Source organism: Yersinia pekkanenii (assembly GCF_001152565.1).
Taxonomy (GTDB): domain Bacteria; phylum Pseudomonadota; class Gammaproteobacteria; order Enterobacterales; family Enterobacteriaceae; genus Yersinia; species Yersinia pekkanenii.
The window spans coordinates 1-8,551 of sequence record NZ_CQAZ01000076.1 but is presented as its reverse complement, the minus strand read 5'-3'; the positions used below and the strand labels follow the sequence as shown (position 1 = coordinate 8,551).

Here is an 8,551-nt window from a genome sequence, read left to right as displayed (position 1 = left end):
CCGTCAGGTTGCCCGCCGTGATCACCGCCGTCGTGTCATCGCCGACAAAGCTGACCGTCTTATCCGCATTGACGCTGGCCGTGCTGCCCACCCTGGCACTGATCCTAATCTCGGCCACCGCCGTCGTCGTGCTAGTCAGCGTGATGGTCGCCTGACCCTCAGTGTCGGTTGGGCCACTGACCGTCACCGTCACCCCAGGCTTATTCGCGTCCGCCGTCACCTCGGTACCCAAGACCAGGTTACCGTTGCTATCTTTGACCCTCACAGTGTAGGTAAAGGTATTCGTCCCGTTCGCCGCCTTGCGGACAACGCTATCGGTCAGCGTGACGGTGCTCACCTGCGCCGACGCACTATCACCGACAAACGTCACTTTAGTCGTGCTCGCGTTGCCGTTATCCATGGTCGCGGTGATTTGACCTTCACCTGCCACCGAGCTTCGGAGTGTCACAACCGCCTTTCCGTCCAAACCGGTGGTCACCTTCAGTTGACGAGCATCACTCGCGCCTCCGCCTGCCGGGGCCAGCGTTGTTCCGTGCTGACCACTGGCGTTAATCAAACCGCCAACACTGAAGGTCACCTGCTGATTGGCCAACGGCGCCCCTTTGCCATCCGTGACCACACCAGTCAGGGTATAAAGGTCATTGTCATTGGCGGGTAATATCCGGTCACTAGGTGACAGGGTCAGATTGCCCACCACATTATCTGATGGCACAACGCCAATCAGGGTTTCTGCAGTATTCGACAGGTTGCCGTTATTATCGGTGGCGATAGCGCTGATTTTGTAGTTTTGTGTCGCGTTTTGCTTCTGGCCAAATACATACGCCGGCAGCGTTACCTGTAGCTCTGTTAGTGACTCTTTATAGCTGCCGCCGCGGGCCATCAGCAACGGGTCAACACTCCACTCAACGCTCTTTAGGCCATATTTGGTGCGTGCTACCGTCAAGACTATCGGTACTGTGTCTGCGGCCTGTGCAGTAGTGTTGACCGGTAAAGAAATGGTCAATAACTCCTGTTTGCGATATTGCATCACAATATTGTAGTTACGGTCGACGAAGTCATACCTGCTGCCGGCCAGGCTGCGCATCAGCCCCACGGAATCTGGGTCAACCTGTTGAGACCAGGGCACACCAAAGCGGTAGGTGAAATCCACACCCATGCTGGTCTCGTTGGAATCGCCCATGGCGTGTTTTGCTGATAGCGTCACCAACGGGAAGGGGGTGTAATCAACTCCGGCGGTGACCACCACCGGATCGTCTTTGAGTGAGTCGGGGTTGGCACTTTCGGCAACGGAAACCCCTTTGCCAAAGTACTGCTCATACTTGAGACTGCCACCAACGTTTGGCCACGAAGGAAGATAGGCATTGGCGCGTACATCAAATCCGTTGGCCGGGCGTTCATCAAAATCTGCCATGTTCCCCAGAGTTGACTGATGCCAGTTGGTCTGGCGGATATAACCGTTGGCGGCCAGTTTTAAATAGTCAGTCCAGGCTTCCGTACCAATGCCGAAGCGTTTATTCTTCCCAGTGTAATCGTAGTCATAGAAGGTATTAACACCCAGCATCCAGTCATCCTGATATTGGCGATAGCCGACCCCCAAGTTGACGGTATTACGGTCTTGATGAGTCCGTGCGCCCAGTTGAGAGAAAACGAGACTCTTGTCGGTTTCATAAAAAGGAACCAACAGGTCCCCTGACAGGTTTTGCTGGGTACCCAATGAAACCTTGGCATTACCATACTGGTTGAGCCAGTCATTTACCTGCTGGTTTATCAGCCCTTCACCGATGCTGCGTGCATAATTAATCGCAGCCTCCGACTTTTGCTCGCCTGAAAACAGGGTTCCTGCCTGTATGGCCCCTGAGGCCAGACGATTTTCCCCGTCTGACCTCAGTGTGTCTTGATTTGGCGATCCTGTTTTGCTATCAGTGGACACCTCTGTCGAGGATGAAAGCGCAGGTAATCCCGTAGACTGTGTTGACGTTACCGTCGGTGTCTGGACATGAAAATAATCACTAACACTTGATGTTGTGGTAGCCGGTTTATTTATCAGGTCGGGCACGGCCGGTTGAGGGGGTGTCGGCGCGACAACCATGGGGGTATCTTCCCCGAGAATGAGTGAGTTAAGTCCCTGGAGGGTGTCCTGCATCTCCGCTGACTCACTGGCACGAGCCATCACTGGAAGCAGTGACAGCCCTGGCGTCAGTAATTGAAGCCAGATAAGAAGGTAGGCCATACCTTTACGTAAACGTAATTTAAAGAACATAATCATCACTCATTGCATCGAAGGAAAAAATGCCCAAGAAAGGCCATAAACCGTTTAATCTAGTGGTTTATGGCCTTTCTTGAGTTTTGGAAAGCAAGTTAATCAGATATCGCTGAGAGCACTGATTTTTTGCCGGATCACCTGGAAACCGGCGAAATTCACCTCAGAACATAACGTATCTAATTTCATATCCAGCGTATGGGTCAATACACGCTTAGCATCACCGTTCATAATATTTTTATTGGTATTCAAGAAACGATAACCGTCATTAATCTGGATATAGTCACGGGAGAATTTTTGGTACTTATCATTGCCGGCCTGACGCAAGAAATTAAAGCGGTCAACGCACAGATTATTACTTGATACCAACGCATTGACGGGCATAATTTTGCTATTGTTTTGGGCATACTTAACCACAGGCTGGGCGTTTTTTTCCGTTTCGGTGTGTTTTACCGCACTGGATGAGCAGGCGGCCAGAAAAATTACAGATAAAAGCGGAACGATACGTAACAACATGATAACTCCATTGTAAATAAGGCGGGAAAAACAATCTATTGCGAACTCGATGAGCAATGGGGCTTCGTCGGCAGCAAGGTTCAACAGCACTGGCTGTGGTACGCGTATAACACCAAAACGGCGGCGTTCTGGCCTACATTTCGGCCCCCGAACCGATGAGACCGGCCGGGAATTACTCGCACTACTGACTCCGTTCAGTATCGGCATGATAACCAGCGATAACTGGGGTAGCTATGCCAGAGAAGTGCCGCAGGATAAGCATCTGACCGGCAAAAACTTCACTCGCAAAATCATCTGCTTCTATTGAGTTACATGAAAAGGTCATTGGGGCTTTTATTAAAAAATACATGTTCTACTAATTGGAGGCATTACCTAAAGATGAAAATTCGACGATATTAATATCTCCATTTTTAATCTTCACTCCATTATCAGCACTGATAATGGAAGTCAGTAAAAAAACAGAAAATGGTACTTTTACTGACTATGATAATATTAATCATATGACCCATAAATAAATCCGTTACGAATCCATAAAAAATAACTCGCAGATATAATTAGCGGGCTAATTGATTTTATTAAATAATCCACCGCAAAAAAATACTTTCTTATAGTAATATTCCTATATGGTCGTTATATATATTCAGTCTGCCTGTATGTTTTGCTGTACGAAGTATACGCGATCTATTATATCGGGAAAAGATAAAAATACAGATCATTAGACTACCAAGGCGGCACTAAAAAGTGTTTAACTCTAAATGCGTGTGGCAATTCAGATCTTTCGATCGTGTATGACTTACTATTTAAACGAAAATGTTATTTAATTCATGAAATGTGGTTTAAATAACCATGGAGTGTAAAAGGTAAAATACCTGTAATACTTACAGAATCGATGAAGATTCCCACAATAATGGTTATGTAATCTCATTTACAATGAGGGGTTGTAGCAGGCATAACCGAAATTTTAAAGGTTATTGCAAATAATAAAAAGAGAGGTATTTAACTCAGCGATGAGTGAGAGAATTAAGATTGATGAGGTGGAGTATCTGCCATTCGGCAAGGAAGAGGCTAATTTATGGTTGTGTCGCGTTAACTGTAACGGCTCGCAATCAGCGCAATTTTCGGCTCAGATTAAGTGACAATGAAAGTCCGGCTCTAATGGAATGGACGCCCCCAACTTAAACGGCATCAGTATGCCAAAATGGAAGTATGTCAAAAACGACCATTTAATAACTGGGAGCGTTCATCATGAAGGTTACAACCATCGGTATTGATCTGGCAAAAAATGTCTTTCAGCTCCATGGCGTCAATGCTCAAGGGAAAATAGTGCTCAAAAAACAGCTACGTAGTGAGGCCATGCTGATGTTTTTTGTAAACCTTCCTCCCTGCTGTATTGGCATGGAGGCCTGTGGAGGCTCGCATTACTGGGCACGTAAGCTCCGTAGTTTTGGTCACGATGTAAAGTTAATGGCACCGCAGTTTGTTAAACCCTATGTTAAAACAAACAAAAATGATGAAGCTGATGCAGAGGCCATTTGTGAAGCAGTAATGCGGCCGAATATGCGCTTTGTGCCGGTAAAAACAGAAGAGCAACAAAGCATATTAGCGGTACATCGTGCACGGGAGGGATTTGTCAAAGCCCGCACAGCACAGGCGAATGCGCTCCGCGGTTTGTTAAGCGAATTTGGGGTCGTCATTCCCCAGGGACTCAGCCAGATCGCCGTACATCTGCCAGAAATCCTGGAAGATGCGAGTAACGGTTTGCCGGTTACCTTCAGACAACTGCTGAAGAGGTTATCCGGGCATCTGAAGGAACTGGATCGCCAGGTGACGGAGCTGGAAAAGGAAATTCAGCGTTGGCATCGTGAAAATGCTGACAGCAGAAGATTATCAGAAATACCTGGCATTGGTCCTATAAGGAGAGCATAAAAAAGTGTGGGGCAGTCATCGAATGGGTCGCCTGCTGGGGCTAGAATAACCAACATCATTTCATAACAATACTCGTTACCCAGCTATGAAGATCTACGTCATTAAAATTGCAGTTCGTGGCGTCAGCCCCATGGTCTGGCGCCGGTTAAGAATAGCTGCTGATACGTCGCTGGCCGCACTTCACTTTATTTTCCAGATTGTGCAGGGCTGGGGTGATGACTATCTCCACCAGTTTCATATCCATGGCAAAGATTTCGGTATTTCTTACGAGGGTGGCATCGGCTTTCCAGATAACCCGTTCCGGCTCGTAATTGACGATTTCGCTTTTGATGCTGGCGATCGCTTTACCTATGAATACAACTTTTTTGGGCACTGGGTTCATGATATTCGTGTTGAAGTGATCCATGAAGACTCAATGCTGAGAACACCATTTTGTATGAGCGGTCATGGTATGCTGGGGTTCCGTGCACATTTCCCCGAAAAGTGCCATCCAATGTCTAAAAAACATTAATTATCATGCTATTAGCCTTTTAAATCACATCGAGTACTTCTTCACTAAACGGATCTACATTTTCCAAGATACTATCCAAATTGGTGATGGCTGCCTGTTCCTCAAAAGAATAATTGCCCCCCAACAAAATATGTCCCCAAGCTACGGGGGATAAATTGGCTAACATTTCAATGGCTTTTTCATTATTCTGCTTTTCAAATTTTTCTACCAGCCCTGATAGTATTGCTGAATTGTAGTAAATAATGCAGTTTGCTATCAGTCTGGCACAATCATTCCATTGATCTATTTGATAATCGTTCCCCCCACGGAATTGGTTACCATTTACGGATGCTATAGCCCTTCTTAACTGATGATAGGCTTCACCTCTGTTTAACGCTTGCTGAACAAACTGTCTTAATGTTTTATTATCAACATAATTCAGGACATAAATACACCTGATTAATCTGTCATACTCCCTAAGGGCTGTCAGTGTTTTACTGCCACGTTTAGTGTTAGATAGTTTTTTAATAACTGTACTTTGAACAGTTGTTTTTCTACTAAGTGAACAAATAATATGCTGTATGTTGCTCCACTCCTGAATAATCAGTTTATTATTAATCACTTTTCTCAATTTAATTACCATTTCATCATCGATCAACTCAACCTCGAACAGTTCATTAAATATCTTCTTGAATTTTGCATAGCGCGGAGAAAATTGGTATCCAAAAATATCAAGAATTGAAAAATTTACGTTATTGACACCATGATTATCTGTCGCTAACGACTTTGGCTGTATTTCACTTGTGTTGTTGTATAATAAATCAAACGCAAAATGCCCTTCATACTCGTTTGGTGAAATGACAACTGTAGCCAATGGTACATGGTTAGAAACCAGTGTCATTGCTGAAACTCCTTTACCTTTACGGAAGTATTTAGCAGAAAATCTCGCCTTGAACGTATTTATTCTGCATGAATGTTTTTGCCCATCAATACTTCCAAATGGTGAATCTTCATTTATTGTCCAGTGTTTAAATATTGGAAGCGCAGCTATTGCATCTGAAATAATATCATTAGCCTGTCCGGTTGTTTCCGGACGTACGAACTTATCATTTACACCTCTCAGAACTCCAATACTTCGGTCAGAAGCAAATGCTATTCGGTGAATACCATAATTTGCACCATTACCGAAAATGCAGGCAAGGAGATCATTGTCCATTGCTGTAAGGTCATTCTTTTTAGATGAAATACCATTAAAAACTGACAGGAAACCAGTTTCGTTATTAACATATTTCATCACATCAACAATTCCGATATCTTTTATTTGATTGTAAACAGGATTGTCAATACTGGTTTTCCATTTTTTACTGGCCAAACTCCATTGCAATCTGTTCGACTGAGGTTGCTTTCTTACAAATTCATTTGCATCTTCATTTATACTGGCACTTACATTTTTTAGCTGCTCATTAAATTTAGCCTCTAATTCAGACAAGGTTTCAGTTATGGGATTAATCAGACGCTCTAATCCTGTATTCTTTATCAAATTAATGCGATCCTTCTCCCAAGTAGCAACGTCAATCAGGTCATCTCCCAATCGTTTGTTTTTCTCGCTTTCTGACGCATAAATACTTCCACTTTCCAGTAGATTAGATACTTTTGTATACATATGGAATTCGAATCTGGCTGCATTAACCTTCCCTTCATTGACAATATATTCCTTTTCTACAGGGCGGATTATTCTTTGATCTGTTGAATCCAGAACTCCTTTTTTCCTCAAATCTTCCCGAGTCGTTTTTATTTGTTTTACGATGGCTGTTTGTTCTTTCTCATAAACGAGATCGATCGCCATAAATAGTTTCCTAATCGAGTTAGCTACCTTGTGATGATTATTGTCAATGTATTGCCACTGATATTCAGTTGAATCAATACTTTTCTTATCAAAAAACTGACTGACAAGATACAAATCATCCTTAGGTATAAGAGAAAATATTTTTTTTCGAACCTCACCAAAAGGAATGGTGTCTTCCAGACTTTCATCAATAAAACAATTAAACACATCACTGGCAAACTTCATCTTTTTATTTACCAATTCAATTTCTTCTGTCACACGTTGTTTTGCCGAAAGAACTGATGCTTCGCTGTGCTTTCTTATAAGATAGCGGAACGCTGTAATTATCTTGTCATTTATCTCCCTATATCGGAAGTATAAATAACAGCATAAATAAAGAATTCCTTGCCAATTAGAATGTCGCTTAAGGTTAAATGCTGTACTATGTTTTACAATAGTTGCATAGTAATTCATATTCCCTTGTGAAATACCAAGTAAGTTTATTATTTCTTTGATTTCATAATAAATGTCACTAATAGTGTTATGAGTACATAGTTCTTTTTCTATCTCTGACGGTGAAAAATCTTTTGCACTTCCACTATACCCACGAATTTCATTTAGTTTTCCATCATCATACAACATTGAATGAAGTTTTTTCGCGGTAGAATCAGTCATCCGATTTGAAAGGATATTTATAATACGTTGTCTTTCTGTATTCAATGCTTCAGAAATAAAATCCTGAACAGTGCTGTAACCAGGTAGAGCAATTCTGTTTTGTCCCAAAAAGGCCAGTAGTTCATCAAGTATATATTTAGGGTCCATGCATATAGTTGCTACATCCTTTAATCTTATTATTAACGCCACTTTCAGATCTGGCGTTAATGGCCTAAAATCAAGAATAGAAAACATAGTGCTTACTAAGCGTGACTTTGTCCTTTTCGAAATATTTAAACTGATTTCATGGTTTATTTTGGGGTAGTAATGTTGAATGATATGCTTAATATCTTTTTTATAGTTTTGTTCTGTAAGTTCAGGAACCACAGGTTTGTACCTGAAATAACCGATAAGTAATATTATATATATTCTGCTTTCTATTTTTGAAATTGAATTAATTCTTCTGCGGAGGTCTTTATCTAATGAAAAATACTCTTCTCTTTCAGCGGAGTTGAACGCTGGGATCTGATACAGTTCATTTATTTCATTATTAGTTAATATTCTGATTCTTTTCTTCTTGTTTTGCATAAATCCCTCTGCGTGTTAAGTATATGTTACATAGACCATGTGTCCGAAATATTATAAATTATCAGACAGCATAAAACGGCTGACATGAGCTGTCTATTAAATCGTTTTTTTGTCATAATAGACACACGCTGTCTGATATTCGATTTAGGGTACATTTTTATGCGAACTTTTGGTTATGCGCGGGTTTCAACCAGCCAGCAATCCCTCGATATCCAGATTAAGGCACTCAAAGATGCTGGGGTGAAAGCCAACCGCATCTTTACCGACAAAGCATCCGGTAGCCATACTGACA

The 8,551-nt window shown here is 42.5% G+C and carries 5 protein-coding genes and 2 pseudogenes; 4 read left to right on the top strand and 3 right to left on the bottom strand.

What is annotated here, in order from left to right; translation table 11 throughout:
- Both AEP37_RS21495 and AEP37_RS24390 read right to left on the bottom strand, forming a co-directional pair.
- The coding region (locus tag AEP37_RS21495) for an inverse autotransporter beta domain-containing protein (RefSeq protein WP_049615246.1) at nt 1-2,260 on the bottom strand (2,260 nt) is incomplete at its 3' end.
- A gap of 102 nt (nt 2,261-2,362) precedes the next feature.
- Nucleotides 2,363-2,776 (bottom strand): hypothetical protein, encoded by a 414-nt coding sequence (locus AEP37_RS24390; protein ID WP_050692082.1) that lies wholly within the window; start codon nt 2,774-2,776, stop codon nt 2,363-2,365.
- A 3-nt stretch (nt 2,777-2,779) separates the two neighbouring features.
- Between AEP37_RS24390 and AEP37_RS21485 the strand changes: the two are divergent.
- From AEP37_RS21485 to AEP37_RS21475, 3 genes and pseudogenes are all read left to right on the top strand, one after another.
- Nucleotides 2,780-3,135, top strand: a pseudogene (locus tag AEP37_RS21485) (IS1 family transposase); the annotation flags it as partial.
- 886 nt (nt 3,136-4,021) lie between these two features.
- A pseudogene (locus AEP37_RS21480) lies at nt 4,022-4,690 on the top strand (IS110 family RNA-guided transposase); the annotation flags it as partial.
- 97 nt (nt 4,691-4,787) lie between these two features.
- Nucleotides 4,788-5,213, top strand: a complete 426-nt coding sequence (locus tag AEP37_RS21475) for a plasmid pRiA4b ORF-3 family protein (RefSeq protein WP_072086382.1) — start codon at nt 4,788-4,790, stop codon at nt 5,211-5,213.
- A gap of 19 nt (nt 5,214-5,232) precedes the next feature.
- Here the strand turns inward: AEP37_RS21475 and AEP37_RS21470 are convergent, their stop codons facing one another.
- Nucleotides 5,233-8,259 (bottom strand): Tn3 family transposase, encoded by a 3,027-nt coding sequence (locus AEP37_RS21470; protein WP_049615245.1) that lies wholly within the window; start codon nt 8,257-8,259, stop codon nt 5,233-5,235.
- Between the two features lie 159 nt (nt 8,260-8,418).
- Here AEP37_RS21470 and AEP37_RS25350 point away from each other — a divergent pair.
- The coding region (locus AEP37_RS25350; RefSeq protein WP_167337950.1) for a recombinase family protein at nt 8,419-8,551 on the top strand (133 nt) is incomplete at its 3' end.

Excerpts from the sequence above, each read along its gene's own strand:
- AEP37_RS24390 (WP_050692082.1), bottom strand. The coding sequence starts at position 2,776 with ATGTTGTTACGTATCGTTCCGCTTTTATCTGTAATTTTTCTGGCCGCC.
- AEP37_RS21475 (WP_072086382.1), top strand. The coding sequence starts at position 4,788 with ATGAAGATCTACGTCATTAAAATTGCAGTTCGTGGCGTCAGCCCCATG.
- AEP37_RS21470 (WP_049615245.1), bottom strand. The coding sequence starts at position 8,259 with ATGCAAAACAAGAAGAAAAGAATCAGAATATTAACTAATAATGAAATA.